General features: G+C 72.6%; 21 protein-coding genes. 18 read left to right on the forward strand and 3 right to left on the reverse strand.

Annotated elements, in window-relative coordinates:
* Positions 1 to 1,126: DUF2793 domain-containing protein (locus J3A75_RS00005; protein WP_209649611.1), on the forward strand; the 1,126-nt coding region annotated here is incomplete at its 5' end.
* 22 nt (positions 1,127 to 1,148) lie between these two features.
* Here the strand turns inward: J3A75_RS00005 and J3A75_RS00010 are convergent.
* A complete protein-coding gene (locus J3A75_RS00010) occupies positions 1,149 to 1,709 on the reverse strand; it encodes a GDSL-type esterase/lipase family protein (protein ID WP_012321891.1) in 561 nt (186 codons plus the stop codon).
* 121 nt (positions 1,710 to 1,830) lie between these two features.
* Here J3A75_RS00010 and J3A75_RS00015 point away from each other — a divergent pair, with 121 nt between their 5' ends.
* From J3A75_RS00015 to J3A75_RS00095, 17 genes are all read left to right on the forward strand, one after another.
* Positions 1,831 to 2,328, forward strand: a complete 498-nt coding sequence (locus J3A75_RS00015; protein WP_024828350.1) for a phage tail tip lysozyme — start codon at positions 1,831 to 1,833, stop codon at positions 2,326 to 2,328.
* A gap of 59 nt (positions 2,329 to 2,387) precedes the next feature.
* On the forward strand, positions 2,388 to 2,909 hold the full coding sequence (locus J3A75_RS00020; RefSeq protein ID WP_012321893.1) for a hypothetical protein: 522 nt from the start codon (positions 2,388 to 2,390) through the stop codon (positions 2,907 to 2,909).
* 56 nt (positions 2,910 to 2,965) lie between these two features.
* The gene (locus J3A75_RS00025) at positions 2,966 to 3,310 is read left to right on the forward strand and encodes a hypothetical protein (protein ID WP_012321894.1); all 345 of its coding nucleotides are present in this window, start codon (positions 2,966 to 2,968) and stop codon (positions 3,308 to 3,310) included.
* 1 nt (position 3,311) lies between these two features.
* Positions 3,312 to 3,530: a hypothetical protein gene (locus J3A75_RS00030; protein WP_024828348.1), complete on the forward strand. Its 219-nt coding sequence runs from the start codon at positions 3,312 to 3,314 to the stop codon at positions 3,528 to 3,530.
* Positions 3,531 to 3,736: 206 nt separating this feature from the next.
* Complete coding sequence (locus J3A75_RS00035) at positions 3,737 to 4,108, forward strand: PepSY domain-containing protein (protein ID WP_012321896.1); 372 nt, start codon at positions 3,737 to 3,739, stop codon at positions 4,106 to 4,108.
* Between the two features lie 35 nt (positions 4,109 to 4,143).
* On the forward strand, positions 4,144 to 4,821 hold the full coding sequence (locus tag J3A75_RS00040) for a response regulator transcription factor (protein WP_012321897.1): 678 nt from the start codon (positions 4,144 to 4,146) through the stop codon (positions 4,819 to 4,821).
* On the forward strand, positions 4,818 to 5,978 hold the full coding sequence (locus tag J3A75_RS00045; protein ID WP_209649613.1) for a 2-methylaconitate cis-trans isomerase PrpF family protein: 1,161 nt from the start codon (positions 4,818 to 4,820) through the stop codon (positions 5,976 to 5,978). The genes J3A75_RS00040 and J3A75_RS00045 overlap by 4 nt, the downstream gene beginning before the upstream one ends.
* 15 nt (positions 5,979 to 5,993) lie before the next feature.
* On the forward strand, positions 5,994 to 7,412 hold the full coding sequence (locus J3A75_RS00050) for a sensor histidine kinase (protein WP_012321899.1): 1,419 nt from the start codon (positions 5,994 to 5,996) through the stop codon (positions 7,410 to 7,412).
* Positions 7,413 to 7,611: 199 nt separating this feature from the next.
* Entirely contained in the window at positions 7,612 to 9,099 is a 1,488-nt protein-coding gene (gene ccmI, locus J3A75_RS00055; protein WP_071000410.1) for a c-type cytochrome biogenesis protein CcmI, read from the forward strand.
* A gap of 198 nt (positions 9,100 to 9,297) precedes the next feature.
* The gene (ccmE, locus tag J3A75_RS00060; protein ID WP_012321901.1) at positions 9,298 to 9,810 is read left to right on the forward strand and encodes a cytochrome c maturation protein CcmE; all 513 of its coding nucleotides are present in this window, start codon (positions 9,298 to 9,300) and stop codon (positions 9,808 to 9,810) included.
* Positions 9,811 to 9,820: 10 nt separating this feature from the next.
* Positions 9,821 to 11,821, forward strand: a complete 2,001-nt coding sequence (locus tag J3A75_RS00065) for a heme lyase CcmF/NrfE family subunit (RefSeq protein WP_012321902.1) — start codon at positions 9,821 to 9,823, stop codon at positions 11,819 to 11,821.
* A complete protein-coding gene (locus tag J3A75_RS00070) occupies positions 11,821 to 12,285 on the forward strand; it encodes a cytochrome c-type biogenesis protein (RefSeq protein WP_012321903.1) in 465 nt (154 codons plus the stop codon). Before J3A75_RS00065 ends, J3A75_RS00070 begins: the two co-directional genes overlap by 1 nt.
* 96 nt (positions 12,286 to 12,381) lie before the next feature.
* A complete protein-coding gene (locus J3A75_RS00075) occupies positions 12,382 to 13,038 on the forward strand; it encodes a glutathione S-transferase family protein (RefSeq protein WP_071000411.1) in 657 nt (218 codons plus the stop codon).
* 399 nt (positions 13,039 to 13,437) lie between these two features.
* Positions 13,438 to 13,911 (forward strand): formate dehydrogenase subunit gamma, encoded by a 474-nt coding sequence (locus J3A75_RS00080; protein ID WP_071000412.1) that lies wholly within the window; start codon positions 13,438 to 13,440, stop codon positions 13,909 to 13,911.
* Positions 13,908 to 15,467 (forward strand): formate dehydrogenase beta subunit, encoded by a 1,560-nt coding sequence (locus tag J3A75_RS00085; RefSeq protein WP_071000413.1) that lies wholly within the window; start codon positions 13,908 to 13,910, stop codon positions 15,465 to 15,467. Before J3A75_RS00080 ends, J3A75_RS00085 begins: the two co-directional genes overlap by 4 nt.
* 10 nt (positions 15,468 to 15,477) lie before the next feature.
* Complete coding sequence (gene fdhF / locus J3A75_RS00090; protein WP_024828344.1) at positions 15,478 to 18,339, forward strand: formate dehydrogenase subunit alpha; 2,862 nt, start codon at positions 15,478 to 15,480, stop codon at positions 18,337 to 18,339.
* A gap of 9 nt (positions 18,340 to 18,348) precedes the next feature.
* Positions 18,349 to 18,642, forward strand: a complete 294-nt coding sequence (locus J3A75_RS00095) for a formate dehydrogenase subunit delta (RefSeq protein ID WP_029361198.1) — start codon at positions 18,349 to 18,351, stop codon at positions 18,640 to 18,642.
* A 227-nt stretch (positions 18,643 to 18,869) separates the two neighbouring features.
* Here J3A75_RS00095 and J3A75_RS00100 read toward each other — a convergent pair whose 3' ends face one another.
* Positions 18,870 to 19,532 carry a 3-oxoacid CoA-transferase subunit B gene (locus J3A75_RS00100; RefSeq protein WP_012321908.1) on the reverse strand — a complete coding sequence of 221 codons (663 nt, stop codon included), beginning with the start codon at positions 19,530 to 19,532 and terminating at the stop codon, positions 18,870 to 18,872.
* Positions 19,533 to 19,556: 24 nt separating this feature from the next.
* A complete protein-coding gene (locus J3A75_RS00105) occupies positions 19,557 to 20,297 on the reverse strand; it encodes a CoA transferase subunit A (RefSeq protein ID WP_012321909.1) in 741 nt (246 codons plus the stop codon).
* Between the last annotated feature and the right edge of the window lie 33 nt (positions 20,298 to 20,330).

A 20,330-nucleotide genomic window follows, 5' to 3' on the forward strand; every position in this document is an offset into this window, starting at 1 on the left:
CGCGGCGCCGCCGCCGGGCCCCGCGGAGGGCGACCGCTACCTCGTGACCGCCGACGCGCCCGGGGGCGCCTGGGCGGGGCTCGCGGGCCAGGTGGTGCGCTACGCCGACGGGATCTGGACCGGCGCGGCGCCGCGGGCCGGCTGGCTCGCCTGGCTGGTCGACGAGGCCGACCTCTACGTCTTCGACGGGGCCGCCTGGACGAGCCTCCGCCGGGCGCTGACGGCGCTCCAGAGCGTCGGCCGCCTCGGGATCAACACGGCGGCCGACGCCAGCAACCGCCTCGCGGTGAAGTCCGATTCCGCCCTCCTGACCTGGGACGACGCCACGCCGGGCACCGGCGACATGCGGGTCTCCGTCAACCGGAAATCCGCCGCCCGCGACGCCGCCCTGGTCTTCGAGACCGGCTACGCGGCGCGGGCGCTGCTGGGCAACCTCGGGAGCGACGACTTCACCCTGAAGGTCTCGCCCGACGGGGCCGCCTTCGCCACGGCGCTCACGGCGTCGGCGCGGACCGGCGGGATCGACTTCGCCTCGGCCGAGACCGCGCTCGCGGCCGCCCCCACCACCGACCTCGGCGCGGCCGGCACCCGGCGCGTCCTCGTCACCGGCGCCGGGCGGATCGCGAGCTTCGGCGCCGCGGCCGACCGGGAGCGGCTCGTGCGCTTCTCGGGCGCCGCGACCCTGGTCCACGATCCCGAGGCGCTGGCGCTGCCGACCCGGGCCGACCTCGTCACGGCCCCCGACGACACCTGCATCGCCACCTCGGACGCGGCGGGCCGCTGGCGCGTGCGCCACTACCAGCGCGCCGACGGGACGCCGCTCGCGGCCGGCGCGCAGGCGCTCGGCGCGAACGGATCGATCCGGCTCCCGGGCGGCCTGATCGCGCAATGGGGGCTCGTCACCGCCGCCGAGGCGGATGTCGCGGTGGCGTTCGGCATCGCCTTCCCGGGGAGCTGCCTCGGCGTCTGGGCGCAGCCGGTCGCCGGCGCCGGCGACGCGCTCCACGCCGCGCAGGTCAGCGACGTCGCGGCCACCGGGTTCACGCTCCGCACCCGCCGCGCGGCGGCCGGCTCGGTGGCGGGCGTCGGGTCGGTGCCGACCTACTGGCTGGCGCTGGGCGCGTGAGCGCCCGACCCCGCGGCCGCCGTCATTCCGGGCCTGCGCCGAGGGCCCGGAGCATCGCCGGCTCCACCGCCGCGTAGCCCGCGCCGTTGAGGTGGATGCCGTCGTCGGTGAACTCGCGCCGGAGCGCGCCCGCCTCCGTGGCGAGCGGCGGCCCGTAATCGACGAGGCGGGCCGCACCCGCCGCGCAGTAGGCGCGCAGCCACCCGTTCAGGGCGCGGATCCGCGCCACCGGCCGCAGCTCGGGGCGCCAGCCCCAGAAGTCGCTCGGCATCACGGTGCCGATCGTGAGCGGCAGCCCGGCCGCGAAGGCCATCCGCCCCATGGCCATGATGTTCCCGGCGATCGCCCGGTCCGGGACCGGGCCGCCGATCTCCGCGATGTCGTTGATCCCGCACATCAGGTGAACGCCCCGGGCCCCGGCCGCGTCGCGCAGGAAGCGCGCCCGGATCTGCCCGCTCGTCTCACCCGGGACGCCCCGGGCCACGAAGCCGTGGCGCGCGAAGGTCTCGGCCCGCACCGCGCCCCAGGCGGCGGTGATCGAGTCGCCGATGAACACGAGCGGCCGGTCCTGTCCGCGTCCCACGCATCCCCCTCGGCGCCGCCCACGGCGCGGGCCGCCTTAGCCCGGCGCGACCGGGGAGGCCAGCTTCCGGAGCACGCCCATGCCCGAACCCAGGCCCGAACCCAGGCCCGAACCTGGGCCGATGCCGCCTCCCGTTCCGGCCGCGCAGGAGCCCTTCGCCGCCGCCTGCCGCCGCCTCGGCCCGCGGCTGATGCGCGATCTCGGCCTGAGCGAGCTCCAGGCCGCCGGCCTGCTCGGCAATCTCGGCCGCGAGACCGGCGGGTTCCGCCACCTCCAGGAGGTCGCGCCCGCGGTGCCGGGCTCCCGCGGCGGCTGGGGGCTCGCCCAGTGGACCGGGTCCCGGCGCGTCGCCATGGAGACGTGGTGCCGGGCGCGCGGCCTCGATCCCGCCGATCCCGAGGCGGGCTACGGCTATCTCTGCGCCGAGCTGCGCGGGCCCGAGGCGCCGGCCCTCGCCGCCCTGCGGGCCACCACCACCCTCGCGTCCGCCACCGCGGCGGTCTGGCGCCGCTACGAGCGGCCCGGCGTCGTGGCGGCGAGAGACCGCCTCGCCTGGGCCCGCCGGGCCCTCGCCGCCCTGCGCGACGCCCCCGCCGCCCCGCCGCCGGGCAGCCCCTGACCCGCCGCACCCGATCCCGAGCCGGCCGGGTCCGCCGCGCGCAACCACGGAGTCCAACGATGACGCACCGTATCCGGACGGCCCTCGCCCTGGCCGTCACGAGCCTGCCGCTCGCCGCGCCCGCGATCGCGGCCCCCTCCGCGTCCGCCGCCGGCCCGGCGCTCCCGTGGGGCGACTGGCTCGCCGGGCTGCTCCAGCCGGTCACGGCCGCCCTCGTGCCGCTCGCCGCCGCCGCCGTCACCGCCGGCATCGCCCGGGTCGCGCCATGGGCCGCCTCCGTGCTCACCCGCGACCGGATCGAGGCCGCGATCCGCGCCGGGGCCGAGTTCGGCCAGAACGCCGTGGCCGGCGCCGCCCGGGGCCGGACCGTCAGCGCCGATCTCGGCGCCGCGGTGGTGGCCGCCGGCGCCCGGCACGTCCTCGCCACCGCCCCCGCGCACGTCGTGCGGAAAGCGGGCGGACCCGCGGGCGTGGCCGCGCGGATCTTCCGGGCGCTGCCGCTCGACCCGGAGGCGAGCGCCGCCAACGTCCTCGCGCCGGCGCTCGCGCAGCTGCGCGGGGCGGACACGCGCCCGGCCTGAAGCCGGGCGTCGCCGCTCCGGCGGCACAGAGGGGCCGTGAGACAGGGAACATCACCATGAAGCCCCTCCGCACCGGGACGCGGCGATCCGCGCCCCCCGAGGACGCGGCCGGCCCCGGGGTCGCCCTCGGCGGGCGGCCCCGGACGATCCGCTTCCCGCCCGTCTGGCACGCGTGGTTCGCCCGCCAGTCCGAGCCGCGCCTCGCCGCCCTCGACGAGCTGGTCGACGCGCATCTCGAGCGCCGCGCGCTGCGCCGCTACCTGCGCCGGCTCAAGCACGCGACGGTGTTCGCCTTCGTCGCCGCGGCGGCGGCCGCGCACTGGTTCTCCGACCAGGTCGCGTGGCTCGCCGCGCACATCCCGGCCCTGCGGGCCCTCTGGAAGCTGCTGACGGGAGCGTGAGATGCGCCTGCGCTGGGACAGGGTTCTCGACCGGGCGTGGCTCGCCCTGGCGTCGGCCGCGGCGGTGACGGTCGCCGTCCACGAGGGCGGTGCGGTCGGCCGGCGCGCCTGGACGCTCGGGGCCGGCGGCGCCGCGCAGGCCGCGCCGGCGCGCCCCGGCGGGGCCGTGCCGTCGGCCCGCGCCGCGGCCTGCGGACCCGCCCCGGCGGCCCCGCCGTGAGACCCGCCGCGGCGCCTGTGCGAAGCTGCCCGCGCCGTGGAACCGGGCGCCGCCTCGGCCGTCATGTCCGCACGATGCCGTCCGCCGCCAAGTCAGCCGCGTCAACCGCGCGAGGAATGTCCGGACCGCCACCGACGACCGCCGGGGGCGGCGCACGGCCACGTATTCAGGACGCATTCAGTGCCCTGGGCGCACATCATCTGCCAATGCGCTACGCCATCGCCCTCGTCGCCATCAGCCTGACCGCCGCGGCCCTCGCCGCGGGCGGCCTCGGCTCCATGGCCGACGACGGGCCGGCCCCCCAGACGGGCGCGGTGTCCAGCCAGGCGCCGCTGCGGATCGAGAGCTGCCTGTCCCCCGCCGACCTGCGCGAGGAGGTCGGCGAGCGCCGGGTGATCCCGCCGGTCGCGGCGATCCGCGCGGCCCGCACGGTGATCCCCCGGGCCGAGATCCAGCGGGCGAGCCTCTGCCGTCACGCGGACGGCCTCGTCTACATGCTCACCGCCTTGCGCCGGGACGGGCATTTCGTGCACGTGATTGTCGACGCGCGCACCGGCACCGTGGCGGGACAGTATTGAGCGGGCGCCGGAACCGTTTCGGAGGGGAGTGAGCCGTGCGTCTGCTGGTCGTGGAGGATGACAAGGACATCAACCGGCAGGTCGTGGCCGCGCTGGAGGAGGCCGGCTACGTCGCCGACAAGGCCTATGACGGCGAGGAGGGCGGCTATCTCGGCGAGAGCGAGCCCTACGACGCCATCATCCTCGACATGGGCCTGCCCAAGGCCGACGGCGTCACGGTGCTGCAGAAGTGGCGCCGGGCCGGCGTGAAGACCCCGGTGATCATCCTCACGGCCCGCGACCGCTGGTCCGACAAGGTCGACGGCTTCGACGCCGGCGCCGACGACTACGTCACCAAGCCCTTCCACATGGAGGAGCTGATGGCCCGGGTGCGCGCCCTGCTGCGCCGCGCCGCCGGCCACGCCACCAGCCAGATCGCCTGCGGGCCGGTGACCCTCGACACGCGCTCCGGCAAGGTCTTCGTCGACGGCGCCCAGGTGAAGCTGACGAGCCACGAGTACCGGCTGCTCTCCTACCTGATGCACCATACCGGCCGGGTCGTGTCCCGCGCCGAACTCACCGAGCACCTCTACGACCAGGATTTCGACCGCGACTCGAACACGATCGAGGTGTTCGTCGGCCGCCTGCGCAAGAAGCTCGCGGTGGACCTGATCCAGACCGTGCGCGGCCTCGGCTACCTCGTGGATCCCAACCAGCCGCCGGCGCGGATGTGAGCGCGGCTCCGCGTTCCGGCACGCTGCCGGCCGTGTTCATGCGCGGCGGCACCAGCAAGGCGCTGATGCTGCACCGCCGGGACGTGCCGGGGGATCTCGCCGCCTGGGAGCCGGTCTTCCTCTCCGCCATGGACAGCCCCGACCCGTTCGGGCGGCAGCTCAACGGCATGGGCGGGGGCGTCTCGTCGGTCTCGAAGATCTGCGTGGTGGAGCGCTCCGCGCGGCCGGACGCCGACATCGACTACACCTTCGTGCAGGTCGTGGTCCGGGACGGCCGCATCGACCTGTCGGGCAATTGCGGCAACATGCTCGCCGCCGTGGGACCGTTCGCGGTCGACGAGGGGCTCGTCGAGGTCCCGGACGGCCCGGTGCGGCTGCGGATCTTCAACACCAACACGCGCAAGCGGATCGCGGCGACCTTCGCGGTGGAGGGCGGCCGCAGCGTCTACCGCGGCGACCTCGCGATCCCCGGCGTCGCTGGCACCGGCGCGCCGGTCCAGCTCGACTTCCTGGATCCGGGCGGCGCCACGACCGGCCGGCTGCTCCCGACCGGCACCGTCCGCCAGAGGCTCGACGTGCCGGGCCTCGGCGCGATCGAGGCCTCCCTGATCGACGCCGCCAACGCCTGCGTGTTCGTCCGCGCCGCCGATCTCGGGCTGGCCGGCACCGAGCTGCCCGCAGCCCTGGAGTCCGTGCCGGGCCTCCTCGATCGGCTGGCGCGGATCCGCCGGGCCGGCTCCGTGGCGATGGGCATCGCGCCGGACGTCGAGGCGGCGGCGCGCGTCGTCCACGTGCCCTTCGTCGGCCTCGTCGCCCCGCCGCAGGAGTCCGGCAGCCTCTCCGGCGACGCGATCCGCGCCGCCGAGATCGACCTGACCGCCCGGGTCATCTCCAACGGCGTGCCGCATCAGGCGCTGCCGCTGACCGCCACCCTGTGCCTCGCGGTCGCCGCCCGGCTCGAAGGCAGTCTCGTCCACGAGGCCGCCCGCCCCACCGGCGCGGCCCTGCGGGTCGGCATGCCGTCGGGCATCCTCACCGCCGACGCCGCCGTGACCCGCGGGGCCGACGGCTGGCGGGCCGAGCGCGGCGCCTTCTTCCGCACGGCGCGCCCGCTGATGCGCGGCGCGGTGTTCTACGACGCGCCGCCGCCCGTCTGAGCGACCGACGCATCCATGATCGACCTCATCGGCCTCTTCTCCCTGCGCCGCCGCTCCATCGCGGTGCGGCTCGCCGTGTCGGCGTTCCTGTCGAGCTCCGCGATCCTGCTGATCGCGGCCTGGATCCTCACGACCCTCTACCGCGAGAACACCGAGCGCTCCTTCGACAGCCGGCTCCTCGTCTTCGCCAACAATCTCGCCACCGACCTCGTCTCGCCCAACGATCCCGAGAGCCGGACCTTCTCGCTCGGCGACCCGCGCTTCGACCTGCCCCTGTCGGGCTGGTACTGGCAGGTCGGCAAGCCCGACGCGAAGCCGCGCGACGTGCGCACCTCCCGCTCCCTCGTGGGTGTGCCGCTCCCGCCCGCCACCGATTCGGACGGCAAGGTCGGGGTCGGGCAGATCCGTCAGGGCTACGGCAAGGGGCAGGACGGACGCCTCCTGCGCATCATGGAGCGCGACGTCGATCTCGGCGAGGAGGGCCGCTACACGGTCCGGGTCGCCGGCCCCGCCGACGAGATCGTCAACGACGTCGACCGGTTCCGGAACTCGCTGACCATCACCTTCGGCCTGCTCGGCCTGTCGCTGGCGATCACCACCCTGCTGCAGATCCGGTTCGGCCTCGCGCCGCTCAAGAAGATGCGCGCCGCGCTGGGCGCCGTCCGCCGGGGCGAGGCCGACCGCATCACCGGCACCTATCCCCGCGACATCGCGCCGCTCACCGGCGAGGTGAACCTCCTGATCGAGACCAACCGCGAGATCCTGGAGCGCGCCCGGACCCAGGTCGGCAACCTCGCCCACGCCCTGAAGACGCCGCTCTCGATCATCGTCAACGAGGTCGGCGCCTCCGACGCCCCCGAGGAGCTCGCGCAGAAGATCCGCGAGCAGGCCGCGGTCATGCGCGATCAGGTCAACTACCACCTCGACCGCGCCCGGGCCGCCGCCCTCGCCGGCACGCTCGGCACCTCGACGGAGGTGGAGCCGGCGCTCGCGGGCCTCGTGCGCACCTTCGGGAAGATCTACCGGGACAAGGACATCGCCTACGACGTCCACGTGCCGCCGGGCCTGCGCTTCCGCGGCGAGCGCCAGGATTTCGAGGAGATGGTCGGCAACCTCGTCGACAACGCGTCGAAATGGGCCCACGGCCGCGTCGCGATCCGGGCCGAGGCGGTGAACACGAACGATTATCCCCACCTCGTTGTCGCCATCGAGGATGACGGCCCCGGCCTGCCCCCGGAGGCCCGCCAGGCCGTGCTCGGCCGCGGGCGGCGCCTCGACGAATCGAAGCCCGGCTCCGGCCTCGGCCTGTCGATCGTGGCCGACCTCGCCGCCCTGTACCGGGGACGCTTCACCCTGGAGGAGGCGGCGCTCGGCGGCCTGCGGGCGGTGCTGGAGGTGCCGGGCGACCTGCCGGTCGGCACCCCGACCCACTGAGGCCCTCCGCCGCCTCCGGGTACGGGCCGGGCACGGATCGAGCTGCGGGACGCGGCCTCATGGCTCCGCCCGGCCCCTTGTCTTCGCAACAGAGTTGCGTGACACCGTGCCGCCGCCGGGAGGCGTCGTGGCGTCACGCTGCCGGCTCCACATGGCGTGGGGAGGGGCGGGCCGGTCCGGCTCGTTGGCGATAAGGTCCATGACGGCGATCTGGTTCATCCTGGCGGCCATGACCGCGGCGGCCGTGCTCGGCCTGCTCTGGCCGATGTCGCGCCGCGCCGCCGTGCCGACCGGTGAGGCGGGCGGGACCGGGCTCGCCACCGAGACGGCGTTCTACGAGGATCAGATCGCCGAGATCGAGCGCGACCTCGAGCGCGGCTTGATCGCCCCCGACGAGGCCGAGACCGCCAAGGCCGAGGCGGGCCGCCGCCTGCTCCGGTCGAGCCGCGAGGCGCAGCGCGAGGCCGAGGATGCCGGCATCGCCGAGGCCGCGCGCCCGGCCGAGCCGCGCCTGCGCCGCCGGCGCGCCGCCTCGGCCTTCGCGCTCTCCACCATCCCCCTCGTGGCGCTGATCGCCTACGGGCTCTACGGCTCGCCCGAGGTGCCGGCACAGACCGAGGCCGACCGGCAGGCCGCCCGTGGCGGCGCGGACGAGCTGATGAAGGCGGTCAGCCAGATCGAGGCGCGCCTCGCCCGGGACCCGAACGACGCCCGCGGCTGGGCGGTGCTCGCCCCGGTCTACATGCGCACCGGCCGCTTCGACGACGCCGCCCGCGCCTACGCCAACATCGCGCGGATCAAGGGTGAGACCGCCGATCTGCTGGCCGACCAGGGCGAGGCCCTCACGGCGGCGGGCAACGGCACGGTCTCGCCCGAGGCCAGGGCGCTGTTCGAGAAGGCGCAGGCCAAGGAGCCGAACGCGCCCAAGCCCCGATTCTACCTGGCCCGCGCGGCCGAGCAGGCCGGCGACACCGGCGAGGCGATCCGCCAGCTCACCGAGCTCGAGGCGTCGAGCCCGCCGAATGCCCCCTGGCTCGGGATCGTCAAGCAGAGCCTCGCCCGGCTCAAGGGCGAGCCGCCGCCGCCCGCAGCTCCGCAGACCGCCCCGCAGATCCCCGCGGAGCAGCAGGCGGCGATCCGCGGCATGGTCGACGGGCTGGACGCCCGGCTCAAGACCGGCGGCGGCACCCCCGACGAGTGGCTGCGGCTGGTCCGGTCCCGGGCGGTCCTCGGCGAGCGCGAGCAGGCGGCCGACGCCCTGGCCCGGGCGCGCGCGGCCCTGGCGGGCGACCCGCAGGGGCTCGCCCAGGTGGAGCAGGCCGCCCGCGCCGTGGGGCTCGGCACGGAGGGCGAGGCGCCCGCGCCGGCCGGATCCGGCCAGCCGGGATCGGGCGCCCAAACCGAGAAGGAGGCCGCGATGGCGGCCGTGCGCGCCATGCCGCAGGCTGAGCAGCAGGCGGCGATTCGCGGGATGGTCGAGGGGCTGGACCGGCGCCTCGCCGCGCGGGGCGGCACGCCGGACGAGTGGATGCGCCTCGTGCGCTCCTACAGCGCGCTGGGCGAGCGGGACCAAGCGGTGAAGGCCCTCGACCGCGCCCGGATGGCGCTGGCCGCCAACAGCGAGGCGGTGACGCGGCTCGACGGCCTCGCCCGGGAGCTGGACCTGCCCGCCAAGCCCAATCCCTGACAGGCCGGACCCCCGCCAGGCCCAGCCCCCGGCACCACGAGATCGCGAGGCCGCCTCCGCCGAGCGGTCCGTACGACAATCGGTCCCGACGCCCGCCCTTGACCCGCGGGCGCCTGGAGCCGACACCCTCAAGACTAGAATGAGAACGGTTCCGGTCGGGGCGGGTCTCCGCGCGCCGGACCGCGGGGTGGAAGTATCGTGACGCGTAAGAAACGCCGCCTGATCCTGATCGCCGCCTGCGGCAGCGTCCTGGCGCTCGCCGTGGGGCTGATCCTGTACGCCATGAGCGGCTCGATCGTGTTCTTCCGCTCGCCCACCGACATCGCCAAGCAGGCCATCGCCCCGGGCACGCGCCTGCGGCTCGGCGGTCTGGTGAAGGACGGCTCGCTCAGGCGCGGTCCCGACCAGACGGTCGACTTCGCCGTCACCGACACGAACGAGACCGTCGAGGTCCACTACAAGGGGTTGCTGCCGGACCTGTTCCGCGAAGGGCAGGGCGTGGTCGCCGAGGGCGTGCTGGAGCCGGGCGGGCAGTTCCGCGCCGACACGGTGCTCGCCAAGCACGACGAATCCTACATGCCCCGCGAGGTGGCCGACGCGCTGAAGGCGCAGGGGCGCTGGCAGGAGGGCGGCCCGAACAGGGGCGGCCCGGCGCCGAAGCCCGCCACCGCGGCGGCGGACAGCACCCTCGGTCCCCGCAGCGAGCGGTGAGGGAACCCGCATGATCGTCGAGACCGGCCACTTCGCCCTCGCGCTCGCGCTGGCGATCTCCCTCGTCCAGGTGGTGATGCCGATCTGGGCCGCCCGCTCGGGCGATCCGGCGCTCCGCCAGATCGCCTCGCAGGCGGCGCTCGGCGCGTTCGCCTGCGTGCTGTTCGCCTTCGCGGCGCTGACCTACGCGCACGTCACCTCGGACTTCTCGGTCCAGAACGTCGTCGAGAACTCGCACACGCAGAAGCCGCTGATCTACAAGATCTCGGGCGTCTGGGGGAACCACGAGGGCTCGATGCTCCTCTGGGTGCTGATCCTCACCCTGTTCGGCGCCTGCGTGGCGGCCGCGAAGAACTCGGTGCCGCCGCGGCTGCGGGCCAGCACGCTGGGCGTGCAGGGGCTGATCACCTTCGTGTTCGTGCTGTTCATCATCACGACCTCGAACCCGTTCACCCGGGTGATCCCGGCGCCGCTCGAGGGCAACGACCTCAACCCGCTGCTGCAGGATCCCGGTCTCGCGATCCACCCGCCGCTCCTCTACGTCGGCTATGTCGGCTTCTCGATCAGCTTCGCCTTCGCGGTGGCCGCGCTGATCGACGGGCGGATCGACGCCGTCTGGGCGCGGGCGGTGCGGCCCTGGACGCTGGCCGCGTGGTGCTTCCTGACGCTCGGGATCGCGATGGGTTCCTACTGGGCCTATTACGAGCTCGGCTGGGGCGGCTGGTGGTTCTGGGATCCGGTGGAGAACGCCTCGCTGATGCCGTGGATCGCCGGCACGGCGCTGCTGCACTCCACCGTGGTGATGGAGAAGCGCGACGCCCTGAAGGTCTGGACGGTGCTGCTCGCCATCCTGACCTTCTCGCTCTCGCTGATCGGCACCTTCCTGGTCCGCTCGGGCGTGATCACCTCGGTCCATTCCTTCGCCACGGACCCGACCCGCGGCGTCTTCATCCTGGCGATCCTGGTGCTGTTCATCGGCGGCTCGCTGACGCTGTTCGCGTGGCGGGCGCCGCTGCTGCGGCAGGGCGGCCTGTTCGCGCCGATCTCTCGCGAGGGGTCGCTCGTCCTGAACAACCTGTTCCTGGTGGCGGCCTGCGCCACCGTGCTGGTCGGCACCCTGTACCCGCTCGTGCTGGAGATGCTGACGGGCGAGAAGATCACGGTCGGGCCGCCCTTCTTCAACTCCACCTTCGTCCCGCTGGCGATCCCGCTCCTGCTGATCGTGCCCATGGGGCAGTCGCTCGCCTGGAAGCGCGGCGACGTGCTCGCCGCCGCCCAGCGCCTGTTCGCCGCGCTGGCGGTCGCCCTCGTCGTCGGCTTCGGGGTGCTGGCGCTGACCTGGGGCGGGCCGGTCATGGCGCCGGTCGGGATCGGCCTCGGCGCCTACCTGCTGATCGGCTCCGCCCTGGAGATCGTCACCCGCGCCCGGGGCTACGGGGCGAGCCGCGCCCGCTCCCTCGGCCAGATCGGCCGCCGCGCCGTCGGCCTGCCGCGCTCGGCCTGGGGCACCGCCATCGCCCATGCCGGGGTCGGCGTCGTGGTGCTGGGCATCGCCGCGCAGGGCTGGGCGACCGAGGGGCTGGCGACCCTCAAGGCCGGCCAGAGCCTGGCGACGGGACCCTACGTGGCGACCCTCGATCGCGTCGCGCCGCGCAAGGGACCGAACTACGAGGAGGCCGCCGCCTACCTGACCATCCGCACCCGCGGCGGCGACGAGGTCGGGCAGGTCGAGACCGGCAAGCGGTTCTACCCGAGCCGCAAGATGGCGGTGACGGAATCGGGCCTGCTGACCGTCGGCGCCAGCCAGGTCTACGCGAGTCTCGGGGAGATCGGGCAGGACGGCGGCGTCGGCCTGCGCCTCTACTACAAGCCGCTGGTCCTGCTGATCTGGCTCGGGGCGGTGGTGATGGCCGTGGGCGGCGGCCTGTCGCTCACGGACCGGCGGATGCGCGTAGGCGTCCCCGCCAAGGCGAAGGCGCGGCCGCTCCCGGTCGCGGTGCCGGCCGAGTGATGGCGCGCCGCTCGCTCCGGCCCGCGCTGGCGGCGCTCGCCCTGCTGGCGTCGCTGCCGGCCCTCGCGGTGCAGCCCGACGAGGTGCTGAAGGATCCCGTCCTGGAGCATCGCGCGCGGGAGATCTCGGCCGAACTGCGCTGCCTCGTCTGCCAGAACCAGTCGATCGACGATTCCGACGCGCCGCTCGCCAAGGACCTGCGCCTGATCGTCCGCGAGCGGCTGGAGAAGGGCGACAGCGACACGGCGGTGCTCGACTACGTCGTGGCCCGCTACGGCGAGTTCGTGCTGCTGCGCCCGGTCTTCGCGCTGCACACCCTGCTGCTGTGGCTCACCCCGGTGCTCGCGGTCCTGCTCGGCGGGCTGGGAATCTGGCGCCTCGCCCGCCGCCGCCCGCCCGCGCCGGCCCGGAACCTGTCGGCGGCCGAGGAGGCGGAGGTCGCGGCGCTGCTGCGACGGGAGTAGAATCGCGGGCGGAAGCGATTCGCCAGCCCCGTTCGGCACGAGTCTTGGATCGGGCCTCGCAGACCGCACGATCGGCGACGCGCCCGGGGCAGGACGATGACGGCCGCTACGCTCACCATCTCGAGCCGCAACTACTCCTCGTGGTCCCTGCGGGGCTGGCTCATCTGCCGGATGGCGGGTCTCGATTTCGAGACCGAGGTCCTGTCCGGCGCCGACGCCACCACCCGGGCGGAGCTGCTTCACCTCTCGCCGTCCTTCCTGGTGCCGCGCCTGCGCCACGGCGACGTGGTCGTCTGGGACACCCTGGCCATCGCCGAGTACCTCGCCGAGACCTTCCCGGAGGCCGGCTTCCTGCCCGGCAACGTGGCGGAGCGCGCCCATTGCCGGTCCATCTCCGGCGAGATGCATTCCGGCTTCGTCAATCTGCGCTCGGCGCTGCCGATGAACCTGCGCGCCTTCCACCCCGACTTCCGGGTGTTCAACGGGGCGAAGGCCGATATCGAGCGCATCGTCACGATCTTCGACGATTGCCTGGACCGCTACGAGGGTGCGTACCTGTTCGGCGCGCGGCCGTGCCTGGCCGACGCCATGTACGCTCCGGTCTGCACGCGCTTCCGCACCTACGACGTCGCGCTGCCGCCCCGGGCCGCCGCCTACCGCGACACGATCCTGCACTGGCCGCTGATGGTCGAGTGGGCTGAGGCCGCCGCCGACGAGCCGGACGAGATCGAGGAACTCGAGATGGAGTTCTGAGGCGGCCGAGGCTCCGGTCTCGGGGCCCGCCGCCGTCCTTGCGAGCGGAGCGAAGCGATCCAGTCGCGCCACGCTTGCCGAGGTCGCGCTGCCCTGGATTGCTTCGCTCCGCTCGCAAGGACGGAGGGCTCTCACCGGACGTTCCGGACCCGACGTGACAGGATGCAGTTTCTTGCATGGCACAAATTTATGTTGCGATGCACGCGACAAATTCTGACCGCGTATAGGATCTGAAAAATCGCGCTGTGGCAACAGGTTAACGAGGTGTCTCCGCTCGTCTGGCCTGCGCGTTACAGCTCGACAAACGTCCTTTGTCGCCCGACCGGACAGCGCGATTGATGCCATTCGGCATTTCTGTTCCTCTTCGCATTAGAACAGGAACAGACTGGGCTGGAAACCATGGCGCGTCACAAGCCCTGGAGCGCGGAGCGCGCGTCCGGGATCATCGCCGAGCACACCCATCTCGAAGGGGCCACGCTGCCGATCCTGCACGCGCTGCAGGAAACCTTCGGCTACGTGGATTCCGGCGCCGTGCCGCTGATCGCGGACGCGCTGAACCTGTCGCGCGCCGAGGTCCACGGCTGCATCACCTTCTACCACGACTTCCGCGCCCACCCCGCCGGCCGCCACGAGGTGAAGCTGTGCCGGGCCGAGGCCTGCCAGGCCATGGGCTCCGACAAGCTGCACCGCGAGATCCTCGGCCGCCTCGGCTGCGGCTGGCACGAGACCACCGCCGACGGCAGCGCCACGGTCGAGCCGGTCTACTGCCTCGGCCTCTGCGCCAACGGTCCCGCCGCGCTGGTGGACGGTGAGCCGGTCGCGCACCTGACCGCCGACGCCCTCGAAGCTGCCCTGACGGAGGTGCGCCAGTGAGCGTGACCCTCTACGTTCCGCGCGACGCCGTCGCCCTCGGCCTCGGCGCCAACAAGGTCGCCCGCGCCCTGTTCGCGGGCGCCGAGCGCCGCGGCCTCGACGTCACCATCGTCCGCACCGGCTCCCGCGGCCTGTTCTGGCTGGAGCCGATGGTCGAAATCGGCACGCCCGAGGGGCGGGTCGCCTACGGACCCGTGACGCTCGCCGACGTCGACGCCCTGCTGGATGCCGGCCTGACCACGGGCGGCGACCACGCCCTGCGCCTCGGCGATCCTGAAAAAATCCCCTACCTCGCCCGGCAGCAGCGCCTGACCTTCCACCGCTGCGGCGTGATCGACCCGGTCTCCGTGGACGATTACCGGGCCCATGGCGGCTACCGCGGCCTCGAGGCCGCCCTGAAGCTCGATGCCGAGGGCATTGTCGCGGCGGTGCGCGAGTCCGGCCTGCGCGGCCGGGGCGGTGCCGGCTTCCCCGCCGGCATCAAGTGGAACACCGTGATGCTCGCCGAGGCGGACCAGAAATACGTGGTCTGCAACGCCGACGAGGGCGATTCCGGCACCTTCGCCGACCGGATGATGATGGAGGGCGATCCCTTCAACCTCATCGAGGGCATGACCATCGCGGGCGTCGCCACCGGCGCCACCCGCGGCTACATCTACCTGCGCTCCGAGTACCCGCAGGCCTTCGCGACCCTGAAGGAGGCGATCGCCAACGGCGTGACGGCGGGCGTGCTCGGCGACAACATCCTGGGCTCGGGCAAGAGCTTCCACCTGGACGTGCGCCTCGGCGCCGGGGCCTATATCTGCGGCGAGGAGACCTCGCTGCTGGAGAGCCTGGAGGGCAAGCGCGGCATCGTGCGGGCCAAGCCGCCGATCCCGGCGCTGAAGGGCTTCCTCGGCAAGCCGACGCTGGTCAACAACGTCATGACCTTCACGGCCGTGCCGTGGATCCTGGAGAACGGCGCCAGGGCCTACGCCGATTACGGCATGGGCCGCTCGCTCGGCACCCTGCCGATCCAGCTCGCCGGCAATATCAAGCACGGCGGCCTGATCGAGATGGCCTTCGGCATCACCCTCCGTCAGGTGATCGAGGATTTCGGCGGCGGCACCCGCTCAGGTCGGCCGGTCCGGGCCGTGCAGGTCGGCGGGCCGCTCGGGGCCTACTTCCCCGACCATCTCCTCGACACGCCCCTCGACTACGAGGCGATGGCGGCCAAGAAGGGCCTCGTCGGCCACGGCGGCATCGTGGTGTTCGACGATACGGTCGATATGGCCGCCCAGGCCCGCTTCGCCTTCGAGTTCTGCGCCACCGAGTCGTGCGGCAAGTGCACCCCCTGCCGCATCGGCGCGACCCGCGGCGTCGAGACCATGGACAAGGTGATCGCCGGCATCCGGCCGGACGCGAACCTGAAGCTGGTCGAGGACCTCTGCGAGGTCATGACCGACGGGTCGCTCTGCGCCATGGGCGGGCTCACCCCGATGCCCGTCATGAGCGCGATCACCCATTTCCCCGAAGATTTTCGCCGTGCGGGCTCGCTGCCTGCGGCGGCTGAGTGAGGCGGCGCGCATGGCCCTCATCAAAGAAATCGACTACGGCACGCCGATCCGCGTCAGCGCGCAGACGGTGACGCTGACGATCGACGGCATGTCGGTGACGGTGCCCGCCGGCACCTCGGTAATGGCGGCGGCGATGCAGGCCGGGACGCAGATCCCGAAGCTCTGCGCCACCGACTCGCTGGAGCCGTTCGGCTCCTGCCGCCTCTGCCTCGTTGAGATCGAGGGCCGGCGCGGCACGCCCGCCTCGTGCACGACGCCGGCCGAGAACGGCATGGTGGTCCACACCCAGAACGAGAAGCTCGCCAGGCTCCGCAAGGGCGTGATGGAGCTCTACATCTCCGACCACCCCCTCGACTGCCTGACCTGCGCGGCGAACGGCGACTGCGAGCTGCAGACCCAGGCGGGCGTCGTGGGCCTGCGCGACGTGCGCTACGGCTACGAGGGCGACAACCACGTCCGGCCGAGCTCCGAGAAGTACCTGCCGAAGGACGAGTCGAACCCGTACTTCACCTACGACCCGTCGAAGTGCATCGTCTGCAACCGCTGCGTCCGCGCCTGTGAGGAGGTGCAGGGCACCTTCGCGCTGACCATCGCGGGTCGCGGCTTCGACAGCCGCGTGGCGGCCGGCCCGACCAACTTCTTCGAGTCCGAGTGCGTGTCCTGCGGCGCCTGCGTGCAGGCCTGCCCGACCGCGACCCTGCAGGAGAAGTCGATCCACGAGTACGGCCAGCCGGAGCACGCCGAGGTCACGACCTGCGCGTATTGCGGCGTCGGCTGCTCGTTCAAGGCCGAGATGCAGGGCGAGCGCGTCGTCCGCATGGTCCCGTACAAGGGCGGCAAGGCCAACGAGGGCCATAGCTGCGTCAAGGGCCGCTTCGCCTACGGCTACGCCACCCATAAGGACCGCATCACCAAGCCGATGATCCGCGAGAAGATCACGGATCCGTGGCGCGAGGTCTCCTGGGAGGAGGCCATCGATCGGGCGGCCTCCGAGTTCAAGCGGATCCAGGCCCAGTACGGCAAGGATTCGGTCGGCGGCATCACGTCGTCGCGCTGCACCAACGAGGAAGCCTACCTCGTCCAGAAGCTGGTGCGCGCCGCCTTCGGCAACAACAACGTCGATACCTGCGCCCGCGTCTGCCACTCGCCGACCGGCTACGGCCTGATGTCGACGCTCGGCACCTCGGCCGGCACCCAGGACTTCAAGTCGGTCGAGCATTCCGACGTGATCCTGGTGATCGGCGCCAATCCGACCGACGGCCACCCGGTCTTCGGCTCGCGGATGAAGAAGCGCCTCCGGCAGGGCGCGAAACTGATCGTCGCCGATCCGCGCAAGATCGACCTCGTCAAGTCGCCCCACATCAAGGCCGACTATCACCTGCCGCTGAAGCCCGGCTCCAACGTCGCCTTCATCAACTCGCTGGCGCACGTGATCGTCACCGAGGGGCTGATCGACGAGGCCTATGTCCGCGAGCGCTGCGACCTCGCCGAGTTCGAGTCCTGGGCGCGGTTCATCGCCGACGAGCGACACTCCCCGGAGAACCAGCAGTCCTTCACCGGCCTCGACCCTGAGCAGGTCCGCGGAGCGGCCCGGCTCTACGCCAAAGGCGGCGCGGCCGGCATCTACTACGGGCTCGGCGTCACCGAGCACAGCCAAGGCTCGACCATGGTCATGGGCATGGCGAACATCGCCATGGCCACCGGCAATATCGGCAAGCTCGGCGCCGGCGTGAACCCGCTGCGCGGCCAGAACAACGTCCAGGGCTCCTGCGACATGGGCTCGTTCCCGCACGAGCTCACCGGCTACCGCCACGTCTCGGACGACGCCACCCGCGAGAGCTTCGAGGCCCTCTGGGGCGCCAAGCTCGACAACGCGCCGGGCCTGCGCATCACCAACATGCTGGACGAGGCCGTCGAGGGCTCGTTCAAGGGCATGTACATCCAGGGCGAGGACATCGCGCAGTCCGACCCCGACACGCACCACGTGACGTCGGGCCTGATGGCGATGGAGTGCATCGTCGTCCAGGACCTGTTCCTGAACGAGACCGCCAAGTACGCCCACGTCTTCCTGCCGGGCGCCTCGTTCCTCGAGAAGGACGGGACCTTCACCAACGCCGAGCGCCGCATCTCGCGGGTCCGCAAGGTCATGGCCCCGATGGGCGGCTACGGCGACTGGGAGGGCACGGTGCTGCTCGCCAACGCGCTGGGCTACCCGATGACCTACAGCCACCCGTCCGAGATCATGGACGAGATCGCCTCGCTCACCCCGAGCTTCACCGGCGTGTCCTACGCCAAGCTCGACGAGCTCGGCTCGGTGCAGTGGCCCTGCAACGAGAAGGCGCCGCTCGGCACGCCGATGATGCACGTGGACCGGTTCGTCCGCGGCAAGGGCCGGTTCATGATCACCGAGTTCGTGGCCACCGAGGAGCGGACGGGGGCGAAGTTCCCGCTGATCCTCACCACGGGCCGGATCCTCTCCCAGTACAATGTCGGCGCGCAGACCCGGCGCACCGAGAACTCGCGCTGGCACGAGGAGGACGTGCTGGAGATCCACCCGTTCGACGCGGAGCTGCGCGGCATCGTGGACGGCGACCTCGTCGCCCTGGAGAGCCGCTCGGGCGACATCGCCCTGAAGGCCAAGATCTCCGAGCGGATGCAGCCCGGGGTGGTCTACACGACCTTCCACCACGCCAAGACCGGCGCCAACGTCATCACCACGGATTACTCGGACTGGGCGACGAACTGCCCCGAGTACAAGGTGACGGCGGTGCAGGTCCGGCGGACCAACCGGCCCTCCGACTGGCAGGCGAAGTTCTACGAGGAGGACTTCTCCCTGACCCGGATCGCACAGACCCTGGACGCGGCAGAGTAAGAGTACCCGATGAGCGCCGTGACGCAGGCGGACAAGCTCGTCCGCATGGCCAACCAGATCGCCACCTTCTTCCGGTCCTACCCGGAGGAGGAGGCGGTGGCCGGAATCCAGAAGCACATCAAGGCGTTCTGGACGCCCAAGATGATCGCCCATCTCGAGGCTGCCCTGCCGGAGCAGGGCGACCGGGTCGACGGCTACGTCCGGCGGGCGCTGCACGGCGCGGAGCCGGCGGCCGACAGCCCGGTGCGCCCGGCGACCCGGGACCCGCAGCTCGCGGGTGCGGGCGCCAGCGACGCGGGCTGACACGGCCGCGGCCGGACGGACTCACGGGACCGAGCCCCGCGGCCGGGCCTGCACTGACCGCGCGAAACACCTCCTGTTCCGAACGTGGCAGGGGGTGTTTCGCGTCCGAGTCGAGGCGTGAGGGGCGCGTCGGCCGCGTCCGCGGGACCGTTAGACGATCGGTCGTCCGACCCCGGTAACGCGTCCCGCGACGGGCCCGGCGACGTCGGCCGCCGGGCCCAGGGGCGTCAGTTCTTCAGGACGACCGTGAAGTCGGCCTCGGTCTTCCCGCGGATCTCGTCCTCGGTGACGCCGTCGGCGAGCTCGATCAGCCTCATGCCGCCGTCGCCCTTCTTGTCGATCTCGAACACGCCGAGATCGGTGATCACCAGGTCGACCACGCGGGTGCCGGTCAGCGGCAGGTCGCAGGCCTTGAGCAGCTTCGGGCTCTCGGTGCCGTCCTTGTTCTTGGCGACGTGCTCCATCACCACGACGACGCGCTTCACGCCCGCCACGAGGTCCATGGCGCCGCCCATCCCCTTCACCATCTTGCCGGGGATCATCCAGTTCGCGAGGTCGCCGTTGCCGGCCACCTGCATGGCGCCGAGGATCGACAGGTTGATGTGCCCGCCGCGGATCATCCCGAAGGAATCGGCCGAGGAGAAGTAGCTCGTCGTCGGCAGCGCCGTGATCGTCTGCTTGCCGGCGTTGATCAGGTCCGGGTCCTCCTCGCCCTCGTACGGGAAGGGGCCCATGCCCAGCATGCCGTTCTCCGACTGGAGCTGCACCGACATGCCCTCGGGGATGTAGTTCGACACCAGCGTCGGGATGCCGATGCCGAGGTTCACGTAGAAGCCGTCCTCCAGCTCCTTGGCGGCGCGCGCCGCCATCTGCTCGCGGGTCCAGGCCATCGTTCTCGCTCCCTTCCCGTCCGATCAGTGCGTGCCGCCGCCGGCCGCCGCGGCCGGGGTGCTGTCGCCGCGCTTGCGCGTGGTGCGCTGCTCGATGCGCTTGTCGCGCTGCCCGACGTCGATGATCCGCTTCACGAAGATGCCGGGCGTGTGGATCGTGTCCGGGTCGATCTCGCCGGGCTTCACGAGGTGCTCGACCTGCGCCACCGTCATCTTGGCGGCGGTGGCCATCATCGGGTTGAAGTTGCGGGCGGTCATCCGGTAGCGCAGGTTCCCCTCGGTGTCGCCGGTGTGGGCGTGGACCAGGGCGAGGTCGGCGAACAGGCCGCGCTCCATCACGTACTGCTCGCCGTCGAACTCGCGGACTTCCTTGCCCTCGGCGACCTTGGTGCCGACGCCGGTCTTGGTGAAGAAGGCCGGGATGCCCGCGCCGCCGGCGCGGATCCGCTCCGCCAGCGTGCCCTGCGGGTTGAACTCGATCTCCAGCTCGCCGCCGAGATACTGGCGGGCGAACTCCTTGTTCTCGCCCACGTAGGACGAGATCATCTTGGCGACCTGGCGGGTATCCAGGAGCTTGCCGAGGCCGACCCCGTCGATGCCGGCATTGTTCGACACGACCGTGAGGCCCTTGACGCCCGAGAGGCGCACCGCCTCGATCAGCTCGTCGGGGATGCCGCAGAGGCCGAAGCCGCCGCACATCACCATCATGTCGTCGTGCAGGAGGCCGGCCAGGGCGGCGGCGGCATCCGTGTAGACCTTCTTCATCGAACCGTCCTTTTCCCGCCGGATCCGACCGGC

Origin of the sequence: Methylobacterium sp. PvP105 (assembly GCF_017876975.1) — a bacterium.
Taxonomy (GTDB): Bacteria; Pseudomonadota; Alphaproteobacteria; order Rhizobiales; family Beijerinckiaceae; genus Methylobacterium; species Methylobacterium radiotolerans.

Bases quoted from the DNA above. Each gene is read 5' to 3' on its own strand.
- J3A75_RS00100 (WP_012321908.1), bottom strand. From the start codon at position 19,532: ATGGCCTGGACCCGCGAGCAGATGGCGGCGCGCGCCGCCAAGGAGCTG.
- J3A75_RS00030 (WP_024828348.1), top strand. From the start codon at position 3,312: ATGCGCCTGCGCTGGGACAGGGTTCTCGACCGGGCGTGGCTCGCCCTG.
- J3A75_RS00025 (WP_012321894.1), top strand. From the start codon at position 2,966: ATGAAGCCCCTCCGCACCGGGACGCGGCGATCCGCGCCCCCCGAGGAC.
- J3A75_RS00095 (WP_029361198.1), top strand. From the start codon at position 18,349: ATGAGCGCCGTGACGCAGGCGGACAAGCTCGTCCGCATGGCCAACCAG.
- J3A75_RS00105 (WP_012321909.1), bottom strand. From the start codon at position 20,297: ATGAAGAAGGTCTACACGGATGCCGCCGCCGCCCTGGCCGGCCTCCTG.
- J3A75_RS00080 (WP_071000412.1), top strand. From the start codon at position 13,438: ATGGCGCGTCACAAGCCCTGGAGCGCGGAGCGCGCGTCCGGGATCATC.
- fdhF (WP_024828344.1), top strand. From the start codon at position 15,478: ATGGCCCTCATCAAAGAAATCGACTACGGCACGCCGATCCGCGTCAGC.
- J3A75_RS00035 (WP_012321896.1), top strand. From the start codon at position 3,737: ATGCGCTACGCCATCGCCCTCGTCGCCATCAGCCTGACCGCCGCGGCC.
- J3A75_RS00015 (WP_024828350.1), top strand. From the start codon at position 1,831: ATGCCGCCTCCCGTTCCGGCCGCGCAGGAGCCCTTCGCCGCCGCCTGC.
- J3A75_RS00075 (WP_071000411.1), top strand. From the start codon at position 12,382: ATGACGGCCGCTACGCTCACCATCTCGAGCCGCAACTACTCCTCGTGG.
- J3A75_RS00020 (WP_012321893.1), top strand. From the start codon at position 2,388: ATGACGCACCGTATCCGGACGGCCCTCGCCCTGGCCGTCACGAGCCTG.
- ccmI (WP_071000410.1), top strand. From the start codon at position 7,612: ATGACGGCGATCTGGTTCATCCTGGCGGCCATGACCGCGGCGGCCGTG.
- J3A75_RS00050 (WP_012321899.1), top strand. From the start codon at position 5,994: ATGATCGACCTCATCGGCCTCTTCTCCCTGCGCCGCCGCTCCATCGCG.
- J3A75_RS00070 (WP_012321903.1), top strand. From the start codon at position 11,821: ATGGCGCGCCGCTCGCTCCGGCCCGCGCTGGCGGCGCTCGCCCTGCTG.
- J3A75_RS00065 (WP_012321902.1), top strand. From the start codon at position 9,821: ATGATCGTCGAGACCGGCCACTTCGCCCTCGCGCTCGCGCTGGCGATC.